At 60.8% G+C, this 19,610-nt stretch carries 22 protein-coding genes; 12 read left to right on the top strand and 10 right to left on the bottom strand.

Going from position 1 to position 19,610, the window contains the following annotated elements:
• Positions 1-98: 98 nt before the first annotated feature.
• Positions 99-1,499, top strand: a complete 1,401-nt coding sequence (locus B9D87_RS26160) for an aldehyde dehydrogenase (RefSeq protein ID WP_007772722.1) — start codon at positions 99-101, stop codon at positions 1,497-1,499.
• A 4-nt stretch (positions 1,500-1,503) separates the two neighbouring features.
• On the opposite strand, the gene B9D87_RS26155 is transcribed toward B9D87_RS26160, so the two are convergent.
• Positions 1,504-1,698, bottom strand: a complete 195-nt coding sequence (locus tag B9D87_RS26155) for a hypothetical protein (protein ID WP_007772723.1) — start codon at positions 1,696-1,698, stop codon at positions 1,504-1,506.
• Between the two features lie 570 nt (positions 1,699-2,268).
• Here B9D87_RS26155 and B9D87_RS26150 point away from each other — a divergent pair.
• Positions 2,269-2,484 carry a hypothetical protein gene (locus B9D87_RS26150; RefSeq protein WP_007772724.1) on the top strand — a complete coding sequence of 72 codons (216 nt, stop codon included), beginning with the start codon at positions 2,269-2,271 and terminating at the stop codon, positions 2,482-2,484.
• Between the two features lie 127 nt (positions 2,485-2,611).
• Here B9D87_RS26150 and B9D87_RS27160 read toward each other — a convergent pair whose 3' ends face one another.
• Positions 2,612-2,764 (bottom strand): DUF6131 family protein, encoded by a 153-nt coding sequence (locus B9D87_RS27160; protein ID WP_007772725.1) that lies wholly within the window; start codon positions 2,762-2,764, stop codon positions 2,612-2,614.
• A 594-nt stretch (positions 2,765-3,358) separates the two neighbouring features.
• Here B9D87_RS27160 and B9D87_RS26145 point away from each other — a divergent pair.
• Complete coding sequence (locus tag B9D87_RS26145) at positions 3,359-3,697, top strand: hypothetical protein (protein WP_007772726.1); 339 nt, start codon at positions 3,359-3,361, stop codon at positions 3,695-3,697.
• Between the two features lie 78 nt (positions 3,698-3,775).
• On the opposite strand, the gene B9D87_RS26140 is transcribed toward B9D87_RS26145, so the two are convergent.
• The 6 genes from B9D87_RS26140 to B9D87_RS26120 form a co-directional block, all read right to left on the bottom strand.
• Positions 3,776-4,195, bottom strand: coding sequence for a hypothetical protein (locus B9D87_RS26140; protein WP_007772728.1), 420 nt, complete (start codon positions 4,193-4,195; stop codon positions 3,776-3,778).
• A gap of 40 nt (positions 4,196-4,235) precedes the next feature.
• On the bottom strand, positions 4,236-4,631 hold the full coding sequence (locus B9D87_RS26915; protein ID WP_148664720.1) for a hypothetical protein: 396 nt from the start codon (positions 4,629-4,631) through the stop codon (positions 4,236-4,238).
• A 17-nt stretch (positions 4,632-4,648) separates the two neighbouring features.
• Complete coding sequence (locus B9D87_RS26910) at positions 4,649-5,329, bottom strand: hypothetical protein (protein WP_148664719.1); 681 nt, start codon at positions 5,327-5,329, stop codon at positions 4,649-4,651.
• Between the two features lie 101 nt (positions 5,330-5,430).
• Complete coding sequence (locus tag B9D87_RS26130; RefSeq protein ID WP_085382829.1) at positions 5,431-5,727, bottom strand: hypothetical protein; 297 nt, start codon at positions 5,725-5,727, stop codon at positions 5,431-5,433.
• 163 nt (positions 5,728-5,890) lie between these two features.
• On the bottom strand, positions 5,891-6,772 hold the full coding sequence (locus tag B9D87_RS26125) for a S1 family peptidase (RefSeq protein ID WP_007772732.1): 882 nt from the start codon (positions 6,770-6,772) through the stop codon (positions 5,891-5,893).
• 368 nt (positions 6,773-7,140) lie between these two features.
• Positions 7,141-7,998, bottom strand: coding sequence for a DUF2971 domain-containing protein (locus tag B9D87_RS26120; RefSeq protein WP_040630858.1), 858 nt, complete (start codon positions 7,996-7,998; stop codon positions 7,141-7,143).
• Positions 7,999-8,071: 73 nt separating this feature from the next.
• Here B9D87_RS26120 and B9D87_RS26115 point away from each other — a divergent pair, with 73 nt between their 5' ends.
• A complete protein-coding gene (locus tag B9D87_RS26115; protein WP_007772735.1) occupies positions 8,072-8,752 on the top strand; it encodes a hypothetical protein in 681 nt (226 codons plus the stop codon).
• Between the two features lie 834 nt (positions 8,753-9,586).
• Here the strand turns inward: B9D87_RS26115 and B9D87_RS26105 are convergent.
• The gene (locus tag B9D87_RS26105) at positions 9,587-9,796 is read right to left on the bottom strand and encodes a hypothetical protein (protein WP_040630862.1); all 210 of its coding nucleotides are present in this window, start codon (positions 9,794-9,796) and stop codon (positions 9,587-9,589) included.
• A gap of 5 nt (positions 9,797-9,801) precedes the next feature.
• On the opposite strand from B9D87_RS26105, the gene B9D87_RS26100 reads away from it, so the two are divergent.
• The 7 genes from B9D87_RS26100 to B9D87_RS26075 all read left to right on the top strand — a co-directional run bounded on the left by B9D87_RS26100 (position 9,802) and on the right by B9D87_RS26075 (position 13,294).
• The gene (locus B9D87_RS26100) at positions 9,802-10,026 is read left to right on the top strand and encodes a hypothetical protein (protein WP_040630864.1); all 225 of its coding nucleotides are present in this window, start codon (positions 9,802-9,804) and stop codon (positions 10,024-10,026) included.
• Complete coding sequence (locus B9D87_RS26905; RefSeq protein ID WP_007772739.1) at positions 10,019-10,366, top strand: hypothetical protein; 348 nt, start codon at positions 10,019-10,021, stop codon at positions 10,364-10,366. Before B9D87_RS26100 ends, B9D87_RS26905 begins: the two co-directional genes overlap by 8 nt.
• Positions 10,363-10,743, top strand: coding sequence for an ion transporter (locus B9D87_RS26095; RefSeq protein ID WP_007772740.1), 381 nt, complete (start codon positions 10,363-10,365; stop codon positions 10,741-10,743). Before B9D87_RS26905 ends, B9D87_RS26095 begins: the two co-directional genes overlap by 4 nt.
• Positions 10,744-11,093: 350 nt before the next feature.
• The gene (locus B9D87_RS26090) at positions 11,094-11,390 is read left to right on the top strand and encodes a hypothetical protein (RefSeq protein ID WP_080598585.1); all 297 of its coding nucleotides are present in this window, start codon (positions 11,094-11,096) and stop codon (positions 11,388-11,390) included.
• Positions 11,390-12,601, top strand: a complete 1,212-nt coding sequence (locus B9D87_RS27680) for a hypothetical protein (RefSeq protein WP_238553464.1) — start codon at positions 11,390-11,392, stop codon at positions 12,599-12,601. The genes B9D87_RS26090 and B9D87_RS27680 overlap by 1 nt, the downstream gene beginning before the upstream one ends.
• Before the next feature lie 31 nt (positions 12,602-12,632).
• The gene (locus B9D87_RS26080) at positions 12,633-13,058 is read left to right on the top strand and encodes a hypothetical protein (protein ID WP_040631015.1); all 426 of its coding nucleotides are present in this window, start codon (positions 12,633-12,635) and stop codon (positions 13,056-13,058) included.
• Positions 13,055-13,294 (top strand): hypothetical protein, encoded by a 240-nt coding sequence (locus B9D87_RS26075; RefSeq protein ID WP_007772743.1) that lies wholly within the window; start codon positions 13,055-13,057, stop codon positions 13,292-13,294. The genes B9D87_RS26080 and B9D87_RS26075 overlap by 4 nt, the downstream gene beginning before the upstream one ends.
• 247 nt (positions 13,295-13,541) lie before the next feature.
• Here B9D87_RS26075 and B9D87_RS26070 read toward each other — a convergent pair whose 3' ends face one another.
• Positions 13,542-17,570 carry a DEAD/DEAH box helicase gene (locus tag B9D87_RS26070; protein WP_007772745.1) on the bottom strand — a complete coding sequence of 1,343 codons (4,029 nt, stop codon included), beginning with the start codon at positions 17,568-17,570 and terminating at the stop codon, positions 13,542-13,544.
• A gap of 198 nt (positions 17,571-17,768) precedes the next feature.
• Between B9D87_RS26070 and B9D87_RS26065 the strand changes: the two genes are divergently transcribed.
• On the top strand, positions 17,769-19,346 hold the full coding sequence (locus tag B9D87_RS26065; RefSeq protein WP_080598586.1) for an RNA-dependent RNA polymerase family protein: 1,578 nt from the start codon (positions 17,769-17,771) through the stop codon (positions 19,344-19,346).
• Positions 19,347-19,610 lie beyond the last annotated feature (264 nt).

Genomic DNA, 19,610 nt, shown 5'->3' with positions numbered 1-19,610 from the left:
CACCGGTTTCACCGATCCCTGAGAGCTCCGTTACGGCCGACGGTATATCCTCGACCCAGCAATAGCAAGTAGTTGATATTGGCCCCCGGGAGGCGCGGATGGACCCCAAGGTCGTGCAAGTCATCTCACCACATACCGAGGAACCCGTCGCCGAGGTGGACGCGGCCGGACCCGAGGATGCCGACTCCGCAATCGCCGCCGCGCGCGCGGCCCTCACCGCGGCGCCGTGGGCCCACAGCGAGCCGGCGGAACGGATCGCCGCCATCCGGCGCCTGGCCGACATCTACGATCGACGCCGCCCCGAGATGGCCGACACCATCACCGCCGAGATCGGCGCCCCGACCAGCTTCGCCCAGCGTGCACAAGTCGGCCTGCCCGCATTCATGATTCGCGCGTTCTGCGACCTGGCCGAGCGACACCAGTGGCAGGAGGCCAGGCCCGGCTTCTTCGGCAGCGACATCCTGGTCCACAAGGAGCCGGTCGGCGTCGTCGCGGCGATCGTGCCCTGGAACATGCCCCAGTTCCTGATCGTCACCAAACTGGTGCCCGCGCTGCTGGCCGGCTGCACCGTCGTGCTCAAGCCGGCGCCCGAAAGCCCGTTGGACGCCCTGCTTTTGGGTGAGATGCTCGGCGAGGCCGGCCTGCCACCCGGCGTGGTCAGCATCCTCCCGGGCGGTGCCGCTCTCGGCGCGTACCTGGTTGCCCACCGCGGGGTCGACAAGGTGTCCTTCACCGGCTCCACCACGGCCGGCCGGGCCGTCGCCTCGGCCTGCGCCGCCAACCTCACCAAGGTCAGCCTCGAACTCGGCGGCAAGTCGGCGGCGCTGGTTCTCGACGACGCGGCGCCGGACAAGGTCGCCGCCGGGGTGCGGTCGGCCAGCCTGTCCAACAGCGGGCAGATCTGCAATGCGCTGACGCGGGTGCTTGTCCCCCAGGCCCGTCACGACGAGTACGTCGATGCGCTCGCCGCCGAGATGAGCGGCCTTCGCGTCGGCGACCCCGGCGACCCCCAGACCCAGCTCGGCCCCCTGGTGTCGCGGCGCCAGCAGCAGCGGGTTCGCGACTACATCCGGATCGGCCAGGACGAGGGGGCGCGATTGGTCGTCGGCAGCGCCGACATGCCCGACGGGCTCGACCGCGGCTGGTACGTCAAACCCACCCTGTTCGCGGGTGCCGACAACGCGATGCGCATCGCCCGCGAAGAGATCTTCGGACCCGTCATCACGGTCATCCCCTACCGCGACGAGGAGCAGGCGGTCGAGATCGCGAACGATTCCGACTACGGACTGGCCGGATCGGTCTGGGGCAACGACGCCGACCGGGCCCTCGCGCTGGCCACGCGGATCCACACCGGCACGCTCGGCATCAACCAGGGCTACACGATGGATCCGTTTGCGCCCTTCGGCGGCGTCAAGGGGAGCGGCTACGGCCGAGAGCTCGGGCCCGAAGGGCTCGACGGCTACCTCGAGACCAAGTCGATCGCGATCGCGGCGGGCTAGGTAACTAGCTGGTCTCGCTGGCGACGTACACGGCGACGTACCCGATCGGGATGCCGGTCCAGGTCGCGACGCATTCGCGAGCCGCCAGTTCCACGGTGGCCCGGCTGACGGCGCGGGTGGCCCTGCCGATCTCGGGGATCCGGATCATCCATCCGTCCGCGTCGCGAGTGATTTCGATGTCGAAGCACTGGCCGACCATCGGACACTTCACGCGGGGAGCGACCCGCTGACGGCGGGCGCTGCGCAACGATTGACGGCGCAGCAGAGTGGGCTGAACAGACATGGCTGCTTTCCTGAGTCGCGGACGAACCGCGGGCAAGAGTAATCCGCATCGAGGCGAAAACCTAATCGGCGGTCTCAGCCGGATAACGGCGAACCGTGGGCAATTCAGGATCGCGTCACATTGCCCGCCGCGAAGCTCGACCCGCTTGTCCCGCACCGCGTCTCGACGATGGCGCGGCCTGCGGGCACCCCAGTGAATCTTGCGCGGCTCGAAGCGATTTCGGCCGTCGGATTCGGCCACGGGGAGGGCCCCAGCGGAGTGCTTGACAAACCACGATGGGTCAGTCGCCGTGCCCATCGCATCGCCGATAGTGCAAGTGAGCGTTATGGAACGTTTGCCGAATCGGGCAGGGAACTTGGCCTTGCGTGGCTGAATTCGGTCGGCATGGGGACCATGTCCCCCGATTCAGCATCGAGACAGCTTACAATGTGACGTAGGCCACACATGGCTCAGCTATGTTGCGGGCGTCACACCTAAGGAGATTTCATGGTTGGCGTGGATCGCTCTCGAAAGTCCGTCATTGCGCCCCGTGCCGGCGCGGCGGTCAATTCACACCGTCTGCTCGTCGCGTTTCTCACCGTCACCATGCTCATCTGCGCGATCGTGGGCGCCATCGCGGCCGCGGCGATGGGACAAACCACCGCCGCGCTCCTGATCGCGCTGGTCGCCGGTGGGTGGTTCTCGGCCGCCGTCCTCTGCTAGCCGCCCCGGTAGCGGTGTTGCGCCACGTCATGTGCCGACATCCGACTCGAGGTTCCGTCCCGCTTTGCTAATGCCGCTCGTCACTGCGGTTTTGTCGCGGCTTTAGCCTCGTCGTCCGCGTCGGCCATCAGAACCAATGACGCCGACCGGCAATAGTGCGGCCAGTCGCGCCAAGAATCCACAAGATGACCCCGATGATGGCGAGGATAGCGCCGAGCACCAGCAACGGGTGGAAGAGGAAAATGCCGATGATGATGAGAATTACGCCGAGCGTTATCACTTCGCCACTCCAATCGTTTTAGCCAAGCGATCGTGGCAGCACGCTGCATGCCTTCGGCCGCGGGGCTCAGCGCACGGTTACCCCTGCGGCACGCGGTTCACGCATCGCTTACTTGACCGCGGCGCACAGCAAGGCGCGCAGAACACGCAACCGTCCTTTTTTCGAGCACAGTCGCCATCGCGAGCGATGCGGTTTGACGGGAATTCGCGCTTTCGCGCAAGCCCTGAGGTTTTCTTGGTGGAGCTAAGGGGACTCGAACCACTAGCAAACGGGCAAGAAACCCCTCTCTAGCTGGGCAAACGTGATTATGTAAATCGTCTTCGCGACACGAAATGGCACGAGCCGACCTGGGAAAACCTCCCCCGCCTTTGTCAATGACAAACAGGACAAGCGGAGGTATCGGAATGACCGGCCGCTTCATCGCAGCCCTATTCGCCGCACTGCTGCTGGCCAGTCCCGCGGCAGCCCGCGCCGATGGTCCGACCGCTGAGGTCAAACACCCCTCCACCTGTCGCTTACCAGTATTATTTGGTGAACTGAGGTAATTTTTGGCATTTTCTTGTGTATAAATGGCGATTTTGGTAAGGTTCCCTCATGAACAACCTGATCATTGAACTCAAAGTCACCACATCTGACGGGACCGTCCTCGCAGACTTCCGCACCCAAGTGCCCACCGCCGAAGCAGACATTTCCCTGCCGGCGCCGCAACCTTCGCTGCGCCACCAGCCTCTCCGTCAACAAATCTATTCATACGTGCGGCTCAACCCGGGCATCCAGGCCAAGGCCATTCCTGAGATGCTCGGGAGCTCTAACACAAACAGCGTGAGCGCCACCCTCACTGAATTAAAGAAGGAAGGCCTTGTCGAAAACGGGGCCGGGGAGTTCAACTCCTGGCAGTGGACCGTCACCGACAAAACCCCACCCTGGGAGTAGCTGCTGTTGGACGCGACGACGGTCCTGTTCTCCATTCGCGGCAGTGGGAGGTCGGATTGCTACGTGGCTGCGCGCCGTTCACCAGTGCCCGTACGTGTGCGCTCGGACCAGTCGGGTCTCGGCCTTCGCGGCTTTCTGAATGATTTCCCAATGCGGGCCGCCCTCCACACAGCGCGGGCAATCGAAGTCGTCGCCAACAGTGTGGCCCACCAGGCTCACGCCGTGGCAGTTGAAGTGCGCCGTCTGGTAGCCCTTGCCGATGCGGATGCGGTCCTGTTCACGCACGAGCGCGGACAGGCACGGCTCGTTCCGTAGCCCACAAAGCGTGCCGATCTCCGCGAGCGGCAGCAGCTTGAACCACGCATGGCCCGGCTTCCATGCGGGCCACGCAAGCGCCGAGGCCATGTCAACGTACATGTCCTTGTAGGTGGTCTTTTCGCCGTTCTGGTCTACGAGCAGGTTGTACCCGTAGACGACGCGCGGTTCGGGATTGGTCACGTTGTTCCTCTGAAATACATTCTTGATGTTGCGCCACCAGCTAGCCACCCAGCGGGTAGGAGTGGACCTCACCAGTGGTCAGGCTGGTGATCGTTGCGCTAGTGAACCGAAAATCTGGCGCGTTGGCACCCTCCAGGGTGATCGCCACCGGGGTGTAGATCGGCGTGCCAGTAGCGCAGTCCGGTTCGCAGACCACCAGAAACTGAGTACCACGGCCTGATGCGCGAACAGCGCTCCAGTTGCTCCAGGTTATTTTGTCAACGCGCAGGGTGTTGTCGCAGATAATCGTCATTTCTGACGGCTTGGTTTCTGGGCCGGACCAACAACTGTTCACCGTCGCAGCCTGGTCATCAGCAGATGCGGTAGGGATGCCCAAGCCAGCGGCTACCGAAGTGACCGCCAGCAGGGCACCGACTGCCCAGGTGCGGATTTTCATAATCCCGATTCTCGGTATCAGTACCGGCCGCCCGGCGTCGAGTTGAGCGCAGATTTATCGGTCAGGAATTGCTTTGGCCTGACGCAACGCACACTGTCAGGAAGCGCTGTACATCCCACCTCATGATTCACTGCAAGGTCGAAAAGCGCATCGACTTGGTCTGCCAAGCTACCGATTGCTGCTGCCGACCGAGCGCCCAACGACATGCTCCTTTGCCACTCGACCGCGCGCCAACCACCATCGCGCGTTCGCTGCCACGAATTCACCAACGGATTAAGCCGAACCTGCAATTTGTATTCAAGTGCTAGCCCAATCGTCTTTTGGTCCAAGTCGGCTCGAAGGTTATTCGCTTCCGGTAGCGCGGGCCACGTGACCACGATGATGCGATCCCAGGTTTCAGGAGGAAAAGTTGTGGCGACGTGATGGCTTTCCCCGACCGGCAAGTCCCGCAGCCGCCGCGATGCATCAGTCGTCTGTCCGACATAAAGACACCCCCACTCGAGCCAGATGCCGTAGATGACCGGTCCGGAGACGGCCTCAGCAGTATGGGTCGCGCCGGCAAGCGCGTCCCCCAAGCGGTGGGCGAACCGGTAGCGGTGCTCCCGCCAGGCCTTGGCCGCGTGCTGCGTACCAGTCATCACCGTCAGGCTGGATAACCACTGCGCGAATGCCTGACCTGAATCATTCTTCGCTTCCATTGCAAATGAAAGTAAACCAGGCGGCGACCTCGGAGACCGTGTTCTTAGTCGGGCCGTTCTAGGTGATGCGCCAGCAGCTCAGTCTCCGAAGACCGTGGCAACTACGGCAACGAGTCGAACCTGCCGCAATACTTGCGATACGACTCCATGGCCGCTTCCACGCGGTCGGCGGCGAGCGGCGCGTAGTCGCGGGTAATGTCTTCGCCGCCATAAACGAAGTCGAGCTGAAAATGCGGAAGGTCGAACCAGCCAGCGCGCGGCGACCACCGCTCGGCCTTGGCACCCATGAAGGTCTTATGATCGGCATCGTCGTCGCAGTGCACTCGCACTAGGCCATGGCATTCGTCGCTACCGATGTTGAAGTCAGCGAAATATTGCATCTCGTCCCTGCCCTTCAATGGACACGCCACTGCACACGCACCGAACCTGCTTCAATCCCATTGTCGCGCAAAACATCTGACCTGCCCAGACATACCATTACCCACTCCCCTAGCACACGACTAGCGCAACGGCGATTTGACGCGAGTCAACGTGGACAACAACGGGCCGTCGTGTTCGCGGCTATAACCAACGAAGCTCAACACCACCCGGTGTTCGGGTCATCTCTAAGTCGCCGTCCCCCCGCTTAATGTAACCCTCACGTAGTAGATCAGGAATACGAAAATCGCGACGAACGCCGTTGCCGTCCAACATGTTGACGGTCAGCTCAAGGATTGAAGCGACACATGCTCCGTACCCCAAGGGCTGCCCGTCAGCAGTGTCGGTGCCCGTTGAGACCACGCCAATGACATCCATGTCATCGGCGACGATTGGCCCGCCACTCATGCTCGGTAAGTACGTGCCTGTTGTACGAAAGCTCGGAAAGTCGACCAACGAGGAGTCGCGTTGTCGGGGATGCACTTCCTCGATCCGACCACGCGAGGCTTGAAGGATATATAGAAGCTCGTCCACGTTCTGTGGGTAGCCGAGCGCCATACAGTGCTCTCCCACGGCCGGCTCAGAGCTGGACAAGCGCAACGTTTTCGGCACGATCCCTTCTGTTGGACTGTCGCTTCTATCGACAATCAGCACAGCGACGTCACAATAGGTTTCGGCCATAGTCACGTGCTTGATGGGCACAGCGTGCAGGTATCTGGGGGTAGCTCCGTCGACATGCAGTTCGTTACCCGGGATCAGTACGAAGGGCTCGACACCCAATCGAGGCGGCACCAGTTGTTCAACTACGTGTCTGGCGGTTACGTACAGCGCCTGAGGTGAGTCGGGTGACGAAGCAATACAGAATGCACTTCCCTCGATGGACGTCCGCGTGCCGTCATGGCGGTAAAGCACGGGTACGACGGTGGGACCTATCTTCGCGCCCATTACGTCGACGACGACGACGTCCGAATTGCGGAAATCGAATACATACCCCACCGATGCCTCGTCGTTGAAGGCCTCATCCATTGGCGATCGTCGGCCCGATCAGGATCCAGTCGTCCGGGTCGAATGTACAAGCCGTGCCATCGGCGACGTTCACCGTCACCCCGGCGCGAGGAGCGCGTCTCTCTCAGACGTTTGCACATCCTGCAAATGGGGCGCTCGTTCACGAGATTCCAACGCGAGTCGTCGTCGCGGGCCTTGGACGAGTACGGCGGTTCCCGCCGCCCGCCAAGGTGCGGGCTTGCAGCGTCCAAGTGCGCCGGGTGGTTCGAAGTTCATGAACACGATTCTCCGGCAGCGTGCCGACGGGAACATGTAAGACAGTGCAACGACACGCGTCAGCACGGCTTCGCTACCGACAGCGCCGTACGCCGCGGTGCACGGGTACGGAATCAGAGCAGCGTCAGTGTCGGAGCCCCGTCCTCCCAGCGGCACTGAAAGAACTGCGGTGAGTCGCTGCCAAGCGTGCCTTGAATCCCGGCGGCAATAACCCTCGGCGCTGGATGGTCTTGGCCAAAGATCACGGCCTTGAGGCAATCTCCCAGAGGAACATCCACGGGGGTGTCGAGCTCGTGCTCGTCCAAGTAGAAGTTGATGACGGCGATCCGATCTTCGGTCTCGTAAGCCCAGTCGGTGTTCTTAGTCATATGAAGGCCAGTGATCCATCCGGTGCCGTCGAGGGATTCCATGATCGCTTCGTCCAGAGAGGCTTGGTCAGTGAAAGGTCCCCCTGCCACGCCGCCAATCTGGATCGGCCCGTCTACATACTTGATTCGGCCCCGAAAATGGTATCGACCATCCTTCATCGGAACATGTTCGTCAAGGGCTTGGTGGACCGCCCCAGCATCCAGCAACATGCACGCTCCGCGGTGATTATCTGCGTAGTGGGCCCACATCGGCGCTCGTCCCCATCCGCGGTGGAACAGAGAGCCCGGTTTTGCGCGAGGGCTTGGCTCCCGATCGGCAGTCATTGCCAGCAGACAGGCGCTTCGTCGCAGTACGTCGTCGATCCGCTTATTCATTTCAGCCTCGGTGTAACTGCCGGCCGCAGCGATCCCCGTCGGTCGCCACACCATCGCTTCCCGTGGGTCATTCATCTTGGACCACGCGTTCATCCGTAGCTTTTTGCTGTTGATTGTGGCGAGAAGGCCGTCCAAAGTGATGTACCGGAAGGTGTACCGATGAAGTACGCCGTCCGCGTATTCCCCGGGCAAACTCGGGTCGACAAGCCAATCGAAGATTTTCGCCACCAACCTATTGTGCCGGGCGCCGCTCGCGGCGAGGTGGAGTTAACGTGACAGGGGTGCGGACTAGTGTCGTCCTGTGAACTGGATGAGCCTGGTTTCCAATATCGCGGTGCCATCCGTGTCAGTGATCGCAACTGCGACCGTCGCGGTGTGGAGCAAGCGCATCGACGCGCGCAGCAAGCGTGAAGACCGCCAGCACGAAATTGCGCTAGAGGTAGAGCGACGGTTCGGGCAGGACAAGGTCAACGCGCTGAAAACTCTTATCGCCGCCACTCAGTACGTCAAATGGCGGGCCCAGTTGACCGGAGCGCCCAACACCGACGAATCACATAGGCGCGCCGTCACTATACGGGCGCTGCACGAGTTCCGCGCCAAGCTCGGAAACGAAGACGGTATAGCTGAGCTACTCGCGTACGCCGCCGATCCTGTCCGTGAAGCGGTTGACCGGTTACTAGCGGAAGTCAATGAACAGCGGCGTAGGCACCTTATGTCGCTCATGATTCTGCAGAACATTGCGAAGCAACTCTCGCAGTTGTACGAGCAACTGCCGGAACCACGAAATGAGACCGCCGCTGCGCCTTCGACGAGCTCCGCGCTTGACACCTTTCATCGGTGGCAGGTGCTAAGCACTTCTGAGACACAGACATTGGACAAGATCGGGAACGACTCAAACCTCGACGTTGATGAAGTTATCGCGCTCTGCGACAAGGTGATAGACGCAGCACGCAATGACCTCCGCGGCCGGTACGGCAATTAACTAGGGGCGCGACGCTGCAGTGCTCACGGCTCGCCCCGTCGTGCCGCCCTCCATCCACACTGTGAACTCCTCAGCGTTTCGACCATGATCGAACAGGGCGCGGGCGCGATCACCTGCTAGTGACCCCTCCGGCAACCCGAGGAACCGGTAACGGGTGAGCGAATCTAGCCCCCGCTCCACTTCCTGAGCCGTCATGCCCAACCGGCACAGGTCATCCGGGCTCAGCAGTCGCAGGATCGGATCAGCCGGGCTACTGACGGACACAACTGGGGCAGATGGGGCCGATGCGCTCCGCCTGTTGATCCGTCCCACCGCCTTCTGAACGCTGCCCAGCGAACAGCCCAACCGCTCCGCGATGCCTCGAAACGACACACACTGCTCGCGCAACCGGGCAATCTCCGCGTCACGCTCCATCATCTCGTGACCGTCCAATCGGCGCCGCACATTCGATGGCCTCTCGAAATCCCTTGCCGGCATTGACTTTACTCCTCCTAGCAAACACGCAGTATCGGTGTATTCCCCGCAGTCCAACGTATTCCACCAGCATAACCGCAGCTCAGACACCGCGAGTTTGCTGAAGCGCGATGCCGACGAAACAGTTTCGCGTATCCAGGGCTGGGAACCGCGAGCTACCGCTCCAGCTTCCCTCAACGTCGGAGACTTTGCAGTTCAGGCCTCTTTTTGATGCTTCCATCGCTTGAACAGCAAACATCTCTGCGGTAATATCGGACGTGCGATCGGGCTTGTTTCTCCGGTCGATTCATCTCCGAAGGGCTTGTCGCCCGGTCGGATTCATTCACCGCGGGATTGGAGTCAATTGCTATGCGTGCACGGTCATTGGGCGAGGTGAGCAAAGAGCGCGGCGAGGTGGTCGCGTTGCTGGTAACTGACGCGGATGTAGATGACGTCGGCGCGGATGACCGTCGATGGTGGGACGGTTGGTTGGGGCATCTCGACGGGGCGGAATGTGCTGTCGAAGAATGGCAAGCTCAGCTTGATTTCATCGAATGTGGTTGCGCTGGCGCCGATTGGCGTTGCGGGCACTTCGGTTGGCGCGCAGCGATCGTTCGGCCGGCGGCGTCATGATGGCCGCGGGTGTTCCGGTGTGGCGACGCACGTTGTTCGGTGCGGTGGTCACGGTTGTCGAGTTCGAGCGCGCGAGTGTGTTCGAGGTGTTCGCCTTTGAGGCTGGTCGTGTCGTGTCGCGCGGTCGGTGCTCCACCTTCGCGGCTGCATTGCGCCGTGCGCTGGACGGGAGCCCCGATCATGTTTGACCCGTCGGATTTGGTGGTGCCTGATTTCCCGGAAGGGCTGACGGAGCTGTACGAGTTCGATCTTCCCGCGGTGGCGCCTGTTGCCCGCTCCCATGAGGCGGTCCATATCGCGGAACTGGGTGGCCTCACGATGGCGGTTGTTCGTGTTGATGCGTCTGGCCGGACCGCATATCAGCTTTACGCGGTAACCGCCGAGACGTGGTGTCTGACCGGCTATTTCGGGCTGCTCGTGGATGCACTCTCTGAGCTAGAGGTGTGGCGTTCATTTGTTGGCCGCGGTGGCTCGCTCGAGCTGTGGAAACGACAGCACGCGGACGGCGTGCAGGTGGCGGCACTGTGACCGCGCGATGGTTTGACCAGACGGTGACCGGCGCCATCATCGCCAATGTCGGCGTGCTCATCGCGGGGCAGTTGATCGACGGGCACGAGGAACTATTCGAGCTTGCCCACGACGTCATCCTGAGCTTCTTCGTCGTCGAGCTTGGCGTTCATCTGCGGATGCATGGCTGGCGTTTCCTGCGCAAGCCTCTCAACGCGTTCGATGCTGCGGTGATCGCCGCGAGTTGCCTGCCGATGTTCGGGCTCGATGGCGGGCTGTTGAGGTTGGCGCGGGCAGCGCGACTGCTGCATGTAGTCCGGCACCTTCCGCATCTGCGGCTAATTCGGTTCGTGCCGATTGGGCGGTTGGCGCCGGTGCTGGCCGCCGAGCGAGAGTGAGCAGCGGCTCGGCACCATTCGTTGCGTCAAGTGCGCGTCTCGTTGCGTCAAGTGCGCGTCGCTGTTACTCACCAACAAGCGTTGTAACCCAGAGCATCTGTAGTGCAAGAGGTGCACCCTGAGGTCGTCGGGGCGCTGCAGGCGATCATCAGGGCCACGACGATTTTGGTGACACGCGATATGACTCAACTCCGTTGTTTCGTGTGGAAATTTCCCAAGGGCGAAGGCCCGACGCCTGAGGCGCAAATGTATCGCCGATGGGTCGTCCGTGAGGAAGTTTCCGCATGAATCGGTGAAGTTGAGAATGCAGTGAATAGTGTCGTGCATGCGATCGGCTTTAAGATCGCCAGATGGGATCGAACGGACTGCAGGTCGTTCTGGACCAGCTAGCCACGACGGCGGGGCAATGGCAGGGACTGAGCGCCCAACTCACGGCGACCACGCCACCGTCGCCAGGACAACCATTTCAACCCACGACCGCAGCGGTCAGCAGTATCAACTCGATGGTCAGCACTGATGCAGCAGCGTTCGCATCTCGTACCCAGGAGACTGCCGGACAGGTGACTAACGCCGCCGCCGGCTACGGCAGCCAGGAGGCTAAATCTGCAGGGGAAATGGCTAACGTGCCAAAAGTGACGATGGTCTGATGGCCGCCGCAACCCTCTCACAAATCCGTGCATGGAGCACCGCGCACTTGACCGATGCGGCCAGCTATTGGAGCAAGACCGCCGACCAGTGGGAAGACACATTCCTGACGATGCGCAACCAGTCCCACTCCATCGCATGGAAAGGCGCCGGGGGTGATGCGTTGCGGCAACGCACCGCAGCCGACCTATCCACCGTCAGCAGCAAAGCCGACCAGCTCCGCCAGGCAGCCGGAATAGCGCGCAGCGGAGCCAGCGACATCAGCGCAGCCCAACGAAGCGTGCTGAACGCCGTCGCGGACGCCGAGAATGCGGGATTCGATGTCGGAGAAGACCTGTCAGTCTCTTACACCGACCATGGCGGCACAGCATCCCAGCAGGCCGCGCGCCAAGCGCAAGCCGAACAGATGGCTAGTCAAATCTGGTCGCGCGCCAAACAACTCGACGGAACCGAAGTCAAGGTCGCGGATCAACTCACCACCGCCACGACCGGTCTGGGGAACGCCACCTTTGCACATAACGGAAAAAACAGCGGTATCCAGCTCGTGGACAACACCCACGGCGACGACAACTCGAACGGTGGCATTCCGCAACTGCCGCGGCACGATCCGCCGGCCGGCAGATGGGACGGACCGCCGCCGCCCGGCTGGCACCCCGGCACCGGCTACTGGACAGTGGATCCAGACCATCCATCCGACAGCCCTAACGGGTTGCCAGACCCCTCGCTGTATCAATCGGACCCGCCCTGCGTGCGGCCCGATCTGCTGACCGGCCCATCGACCGGCGTGACTTCAATCGGTGGCGGATCTGACAATCCGCAGAAGGCGAAGGCCTGGGGACTAGATCTCCAGGGCACATCCAAGGTGCGGATTAGTGGTACTGAATTCAACGGCATCACTAAGGCGGTTCAGATCAACGGCCGCTGGTATCAGGCGCAATGGCAGGAATACCAGTACCAACTCAACACCATTCCAGTCTGGCAAGGTGTTGGAGGACCGTTCGGCGATTTGACACTTCCAGATATGAGCCAAGCGCACACATGGAAGCCAGTCACCCTGGGACAACTCATGCAAACTTCTACGGTCTATCCAGAAGCGACCATCCACCTACCCGACCTCAACGGCGGCAGCATCGACATCCAAAACGGCTGGTGGGCCGGCGGCCTACCATCGACCGGCATCCCCAGCCCACCAGTGATGACCCGTGGCAACTAAGCGCACCGTCATCACCGCGGCGGCCGCTGCCGTGCTGGTCTTGGCCATAGCCGGGGTGTCGGTGTGGCTGTATCTGAGGCCAAGTCCGAACTCGGATTGCGCGGTCGTCAACGACATGCTCAAGTACTCGAAATCCGAGAGCGCGCGAATGCGCGACCTCATCCCAACCAGCATCGACGACCCGCAGAAACTCGTGGATGCGTACCAAACTCGCGAAACCCGCCTGCGACAGTACGCCGACCAGATCCACGACCCCGCTCTGCGTGAAAAGGCCTACGCTTTAGTCAATCTCGATGACAAGATGCTCGCCGTGTGGCGCCAGACGATTCCGGGACAGTCACAGAACGGATCGGACGACAGCTCAGCAGCAAGTCAGAACTTCCAGCGCGCCTACACCGACTACGCCGCGCAAAGCCGGCAAGCCGGCCAGGCACTGCAGGCCGCGTGTCCAGCATGATGACCGCAATTCTCGGACTGGTCGCGATGGTGGCCTTGATGGCTCTGTTCACCATCTTCTTCTACTGGTATTGCCGCTGGATCCGGGACCGCCGAATCAACCTGTACACAGACCCGGAATGGACTTCCATCACCGGGCCAGCGTCACCGCGCCCCTTGATTGATCCCAACACCATCATGGGGAACCGCCCAGAGTACGACGGCGACGACCACGTCCACTACCGACCGGAAGAGTGAACCCGCACGACCCAAAGCGAACCGCAGTTCGAGCCGGCCAGCAGGGGGTAATGCTCGGCCCTGCTGCGAAAGAAGAGCTAGCCAACGGCCTTCAACCGGAATTGGCGGGTGACCGTGTAAATCGTACGCAGTTCGCGCCTTCGATTTTGCGAAGCTAACGACGTGGTGGAATTTCAGCCTGGCCCGGAAGGGCTGCATGGCTTACCAGTCGGAAGATCAGCGACGCAAGCAGCGGGCCGGCGTGAGCTTAGCCGTCCGTGCGTAGTGCGCTCCATGTCCAGCCGGGTAGTTCCTCTAGCCGTCGTCGACGGACAGTGTCAAGGGCGCCCTTCCGGTGGGAAGCACGTTGAATGCCCACCCACGCGCCAAGCGCGTACCCGTCGACCTTGTAGGCGTCCGGGACGCGGGCGTCACCATGATCCTTGACATATTCCTCAAGCCTAACGAAGGATTGCTCCCACCTATCGGCATGCGGATCCCACGTCCAACCGCGCACCCTTTCGAGTCGGCGCTGGCGATCGACGTCAAGAGTTCCTTTCTTGTACTCGCGGCGTTGACGGCCAACCCACACCCCCAATCCGTAGCCATCGACCTTGTAGGACTGTGGCACGCGGGCGTCACCATGGTGCTCAACGTATTCGCGGAGACGCTTGAAACCATCCTCCCACTGGTCGGCAAATAGGACCCATGTCCACCCGGGTAGCTCGTCTAGTCGGCGTTCCCTGTCGGCTCCAAGGGTTCCCTTTCGATGGGCACCGCGTTGCACCCCAACCCACTGACCAAGCCTGAAGCCATTCAATAGATACTCGTCGGGTACGCGCGCATCTCCGTGCCTCGCAACGTAATCCAGCAACCGGGCGAAACCTTCCTCCCACCGATCTAGCTTGGGAGCCCATGACCAACCGGGCACCTCGTCGAGTCGGCGTTCCCGGTCAGAGTCGATGGTGCCGTCGATTCGGCTGATCCGCTGCGTGAGGACCCAGCCGCCGAGCTTGTAGCCGTCATCGTCTCGATAGGACGCCGGCACGCGCGCGTCACCTTCACGTTCGACGTATGCAAGCAATCGGGTAAAGCCGTTCTCCCACTTATCGGCCTTGGGATCCCACGCCCATCCGGGCACTGCGTCAAGTTCCTGCTGCCGTCGGTCATTAAGGGTGCCTTTGCGGTAGTCGGAGCGCCGGTTTATCACCCACTGACCGAGCTTGTAACCGTCGATTGTGTAGGACTGCGGCACGCGTGCGTCACCGTGTTGCTCGACGTAAGCCAGCAGGCGGTTGAATCCCTCCTCCCACTGCGCTGTGAGTGGATTCCAAGTCCAGCCAGGAAGATTCGCTAGGCGGCGAACCCGATCAGCATCGAGTGCGCCTTTTGCGTATTTGGCTCGCTGAGCATTCACCCAAGAACCGAGTCCAAAGCCATTGAGCTTGCAGGACTGCGGCACGCTTGCATCACAGTGTTGTTCGACATAAAGCAGCAGTTGAGCCAAGCCTTTTTCCCACTGGTCGGCCTGCCGAGTCCACGACCACCCGGGTAGTTCCTCCAATCGCCGTTGACGATCAGCGTCAAGGCGGCCGTTCGAATAAAACCGTCGTTGAGTAACCACCCAGCGCCCCAGGTTGAAACCCTTAACTTTTTTGTCTGAGGGAACGCAGGCGTCACCGTGGCGGTCGACGTACTGTCGTAGTTGAGTGAAACCCTTTTCCCAACGGTCGGTGTTGGGTGTCCATGTCCACTCGGGGATCTTCTGAAGCCGTTGGTCACGGTCGTCGTCAAGGACACCTCGGGTGTGGTCGCGCCGTTGTACTGCAACCCAATTGCCCAGGCTGTAGCCGTCATCGGTATACGAATGAGGGACAAGTGTGTCGCCGTGGCGTTCGACGTAGCACACTAATCGGCTAAAGCCCTCCTCCCACTGGGCTTTGTCAACGTCCCACGTCCAGCCGGGCAGAGCCTCCAGTCGGTGTCTGCGATCAGCATCAAGGATGCCCCTGGTGTAACGACTGCGCTGCGTTGCTATCCAGATGCCTAGCTTGTACTTGTCGACTTCGTACGTATACGGGACAAGAGCGTCGCCGTGTTCTTCGACGTACATTTGGAGCAGGTCAAGCCCGTCCTCCCACTTATCGGCACGGGCAGTCCATGTCCAGCCCGGAAGCTGTTCAAGACGCCGCTCACGCTCGGCATCAAGAGTGCCCCTGAAGTGGTTGTTGCGTTGTGCGTTGACCCAGCGACCAAGTTGGTAATCGCCAACGACGTAGGAGAACGGGACGCGACCGTGGCCATGTTCGTTGGTGAACAGTTCCATCTGCGCAAACCATTCCTCCCACGACGCGGTGGTCTGCTGCACGAGGCGCACGTCGAATGCGCGAGCGAATTCGGCGTTCACCCTGATTGGGATGTCGACGTGAATCTTGTCTGGAAGTCGGAGCCGGCCGCGCTTTTTGCTGAACGCTCGACGCAGTTCATCGAGCTGTTCACCAAGTTCCTCATCGTGCGCGCGGAGCGCTTTTATGACGTCCCACACCGGCTTGAATGCTGAACTGTCCAAGGCAGTTTCGGCATCTGCGTCTGTGTCTATGAACACCGGTATCACAATGGTGCCGACCGTCTTGTCCTCGGACTTGCGAATGGCACGTCCGACCGCCTGCACGATGTCTACCTCTGACCGACGCGGGTCGATGAACGCCACCCCGTCCAGGGTGGGGACGTCGACGCCCTCCGCCAGACAGCGGGCGTTGGCGAGGAGTCCTCGGTCGCCGTCGTCGAGGTGTCCGAGGTGCTGGAGTAGGACGTAGCGGTCACCGGCGGGCATCTCACCCGAGGCGTATTTCGACCACAATTTGCCTTTGGGGCGCTGCCGGGCGGGCATCCAGGTCAACACATCTGGCATTGAGGCGGCGAACTCTCGCGCCCGCTTGACTCGTGAATGAAACGAGATGATCCGGTGTAGGTCGTACTTCCGTATGGCTTTCACCAACCCGATCTGTCCCGCCAACTCGGCTGCGTCGGATACCTCCACACCGTCGCGGGTGACGAGCATGCGGTTGTTCGCCCAGTCCAGATAGGTGGCGTTGTCCACACCGACGATGGCGACTTGATAGTCCGTCAGGAGATCACGTTTGATGGCTTCTCCAAAGCTCAGGCGGTGAAACACTTTGCCGAATTTGGCTTCGTCATCCATTGAGGCGTACTCAAATTCGGCGTCCTTGGCTGCCTTCAGCACACGCCCTGTGAAGTAGCGCGGGGTGGCGGTCATGAACAGCCGCCGCTTAGCTTTGATCTTGTCGGCGTCGAGAACGGTGGCGAAGTCCGACGAAGCCTTCCCGGCGCACCTGTGGGCCTCGTCGGCGATAACCAGATCGAAGGCGGGAACCTTACCCAGCGCGAACGCTTTTGCGATCTGCGGTGATGACTGATACGTGGCGAAAATGACTCGCGGACAGGACCGTTGCCGCAGAAACGCCGCGATCCGCTCGGGGTCGGCTTCGGCAGGCACCCCGATGTCGCTGGTGTGTGCGAGAGCTACGTCGTCATCAGTGTTGGCGACTGTGTCATCTGAGCAGACGGGCAACGACGCAAACTCATTGGTGGAGTTAGCGCGCCAAGCATTCAATGTCTGCTTCAAAAGCGACAATGACGGCGCGAGTACGAGAGTCCGGGCGGCGCCAAGCTCTTCGTTGACGAACAAGGCGGTGAGGGTCTTGCCGGTTCCGCAGGCCATGATGAGCTGTCCGCGTTCCGCCAAAGCGAATCCTTTGAGCACCTTGCTGATTGCTTCCCGCTGATATTTGCGAGGGCGAGCCGGTTTACGCTGCGGGGCTGGCCTGAGGTCTTTTGGGGAACGTGGCCAGGCGACATTCGCGGCCTCGAGGTCGCTGAGCCGGAAGAACGTGACCCGCTTGTCTTGATCCTGGATCGTGCGCTCGCCGATGCGGTCGATCAGATTAGTGGTCGCAATCAACATGCGGTAGGTGAACTCGGGCCGCCCCGACTCGGCGAGGAACTTGTTCACGTCCCGTTTCGTGACACGGTAGGCAGGGCTGTACGCCTTCGCCTGGATTGCCCACAGGTGGCCTTGGCGGTCCTCAGCGACCAAGTCGATGCCGGCGTCACCTCCCCATCGGCCGGGCCATTCGCCCCACAGCCAGACACGGCGAAGTTCGTGCTTGTAGACAGGGTCATTAGTCAGGAACCACTTGCAGATGTGCTCGAACTGCTTGCCCTTAACGCGGTCATCGGCATCAAGTTGATTGAACAGATCGGTGAATACCCCCACGCTCGCAGATGTTATGGGACGTAAGTTCGATCCTGGGGCGATTTCGAAGGCGTCAGGACTCGCAAGGCCGGCCACTCGGCGCGCGTTGCGTGCACGCTGGCTGCGAACGTCCGGGTCGGTCCGGTGCTTTGACGGGAAGCCAGCATGCATCCGCTTCCGTGTTCGTATAGCTCCACGCTGGCTGTGGTTAGGTGAGTGATGGCCAAATTCGGCTTGGATCTGAATAGCGGTCGCGAACTCGCGGCGAAAGAACTCTACGGCGACTGGTACCGCGATCCATGGGGATGGCCAGAGATCCTCTCGAAGGAGTTTGTTGCCAAACTAGATCCCGAGCAGGACCTTGGAATCGATAAGGCTAACGTCGCTTCGAGTCTTAAACCGCACTTCTATCCGATAGATTTACCCAAAACATATTTAGGCGTCAGGCCCGCTGTTGTCCAAGACCCACTAAGTCGGCTGGTGTACAACGCCGCAGTGCTTAATGGCGCGCACGACCTCCACAGCGGATTGCAGCCTTGGGTGTATGGCTGGCGCTTGAGGGGTGACCAAGTCGCAAAGAATGACCCCGAATGGGACGCTTACGTAGACAGCCTGCCAACTACAGATGATGCGGGGTTCGGACTCGTTACCGACATCACGTCATTCTTTGCGTCTATTCAGCCAAGCCGAGTGTGCGAGCTTGTGGCGTCCTCGGCTGGCAACACGATTCCGCGACAAGTAATCGAAACCGTAATCGCGACGCACTCTAAAATGCTTGGCCGCAGTGGGCTACCGCAACGAAGCTTTGCCTCAGCGATTCTTGCCAATAGCTTCCTGCAGCCAATCGATGATGTCCTGGGTGCGGCATATGGGAGTCGGGACCAAAACATCGTTGCAGTTCGGCGCTGGATGGACGATATCAGTGCCGAGGGCCCAGAAGATGCCCTCTACGCGCTGCTTCTAGCATTACAGGATCGCGCACGTCAGATAGGGCTCGAACTCAATTCATCGAAAACTCAGCTCTCCGCCGCCAGTACAACGGCGAGGGGCTTGCGGTCCGAAACGCTTAACGAAATTGAAGTCGAATTTCGTAGAATGAAACTATCGGAGTACTCCGACGTAGAAACCGCGGTGCCAATCAATGCTGATGTTCTGCGGAGTCTCGAAGCTGAGATCCTCGTCTCTCCGGATGGTTTCGGTCGACCTACAATACGAGCAGTGCTCGGTTCACTCCGAAAATTTCACTTGTTCGATAGGTCGAGCGATTGGCGTTCAATTGCCTATCGAATACCACACCTCGCCGACGCGCTTGGACGGTATCTGCGCGGAGCAATGGATGCATCGTCTTTCGATCCAGAAGTCACGAACAACGTCAACTGGTTTCACCAATACGTGGAGTCGGCTTGGGGGCGCCAGCCATGGGTTACTTCACAATTTGCCTTGGCGTTCGATGACAATATTTCAAACCGGATCACCGACGTGCTCGTTCGTTGGCTTGAGTCAAGTTCCAATCTCCAGCAAGTCGCAATCGCCGTAGAGCGAATGAGCGCGATCAACCCTACGTTGGCTCGGGATGTCATGCGGGCTAGATCTGACACGACATCCGACCCGCTTCTGTTGAGAATTTTCGCGCTTGGATTACTGCGCGCCCAGGCGGACCGCGGGACTATTGTGGCTGTGCTCGATAGAGACTCAAGGAACGCGCTCCTGAAGCGCTACCTCAAAACGGTGAACTGGGAGCCACCGCCCGTTGTTGCCGACTTCGGCGGCTCTGAGGTCGAGTCAACCACCGCTTAACAATGCCAAGAAATTGCTCTGACGCAGCTTGAGAAGGGCCCCGACACAGCAGCACACTAGGGACTCTCCATCGGCCCGACGGCGATCCCGCATTTGATGTTCTAGCAATGCTAGCCACCCCCAGGACACGGGTCATCCACCACGCAAGGCAGCTTCGACGGCTAGTGAATGCCTAGCCACATAAGAGCCGCGAGCAGTACCGATCCGCCGGCCGCTGATACGGGTCGATCGTTGGCGCCGGATGCCTGTTCTGTCCCGTAGACG

Source organism: Mycobacterium colombiense CECT 3035, assembly GCF_002105755.1.
Lineage (GTDB): Bacteria > Actinomycetota > Actinomycetes > Mycobacteriales > Mycobacteriaceae > Mycobacterium > Mycobacterium colombiense.
Note: the sequence above shows the minus strand (reverse complement) of the source record. Positions and strands in the feature narration are given on the sequence as shown.

Coding starts and splice junctions, on each gene's coding strand:
- B9D87_RS26160 (WP_007772722.1), top strand. CDS start 99: ATGGACCCCAAGGTCGTGCAAGTCATCTCACCACATACCGAGGAACCC.
- B9D87_RS26155 (WP_007772723.1), bottom strand. CDS start 1,698: ATGGTCGGCCAGTGCTTCGACATCGAAATCACTCGCGACGCGGACGGA.
- B9D87_RS26150 (WP_007772724.1), top strand. CDS start 2,269: ATGGTTGGCGTGGATCGCTCTCGAAAGTCCGTCATTGCGCCCCGTGCC.
- B9D87_RS26145 (WP_007772726.1), top strand. CDS start 3,359: ATGAACAACCTGATCATTGAACTCAAAGTCACCACATCTGACGGGACC.
- B9D87_RS26915 (WP_148664720.1), bottom strand. CDS start 4,631: ATGAAAATCCGCACCTGGGCAGTCGGTGCCCTGCTGGCGGTCACTTCG.
- B9D87_RS26910 (WP_148664719.1), bottom strand. CDS start 5,329: ATGGAAGCGAAGAATGATTCAGGTCAGGCATTCGCGCAGTGGTTATCC.
- B9D87_RS26125 (WP_007772732.1), bottom strand. CDS start 6,772: ATGGATGAGGCCTTCAACGACGAGGCATCGGTGGGGTATGTATTCGAT.
- B9D87_RS26905 (WP_007772739.1), top strand. CDS start 10,019: ATGTTTGACCCGTCGGATTTGGTGGTGCCTGATTTCCCGGAAGGGCTG.
- B9D87_RS26090 (WP_080598585.1), top strand. CDS start 11,094: ATGGGATCGAACGGACTGCAGGTCGTTCTGGACCAGCTAGCCACGACG.
- B9D87_RS27680 (WP_238553464.1), top strand. CDS start 11,390: ATGGCCGCCGCAACCCTCTCACAAATCCGTGCATGGAGCACCGCGCAC.
- B9D87_RS26075 (WP_007772743.1), top strand. CDS start 13,055: ATGATGACCGCAATTCTCGGACTGGTCGCGATGGTGGCCTTGATGGCT.
- B9D87_RS26065 (WP_080598586.1), top strand. CDS start 17,769: ATGGCCAAATTCGGCTTGGATCTGAATAGCGGTCGCGAACTCGCGGCG.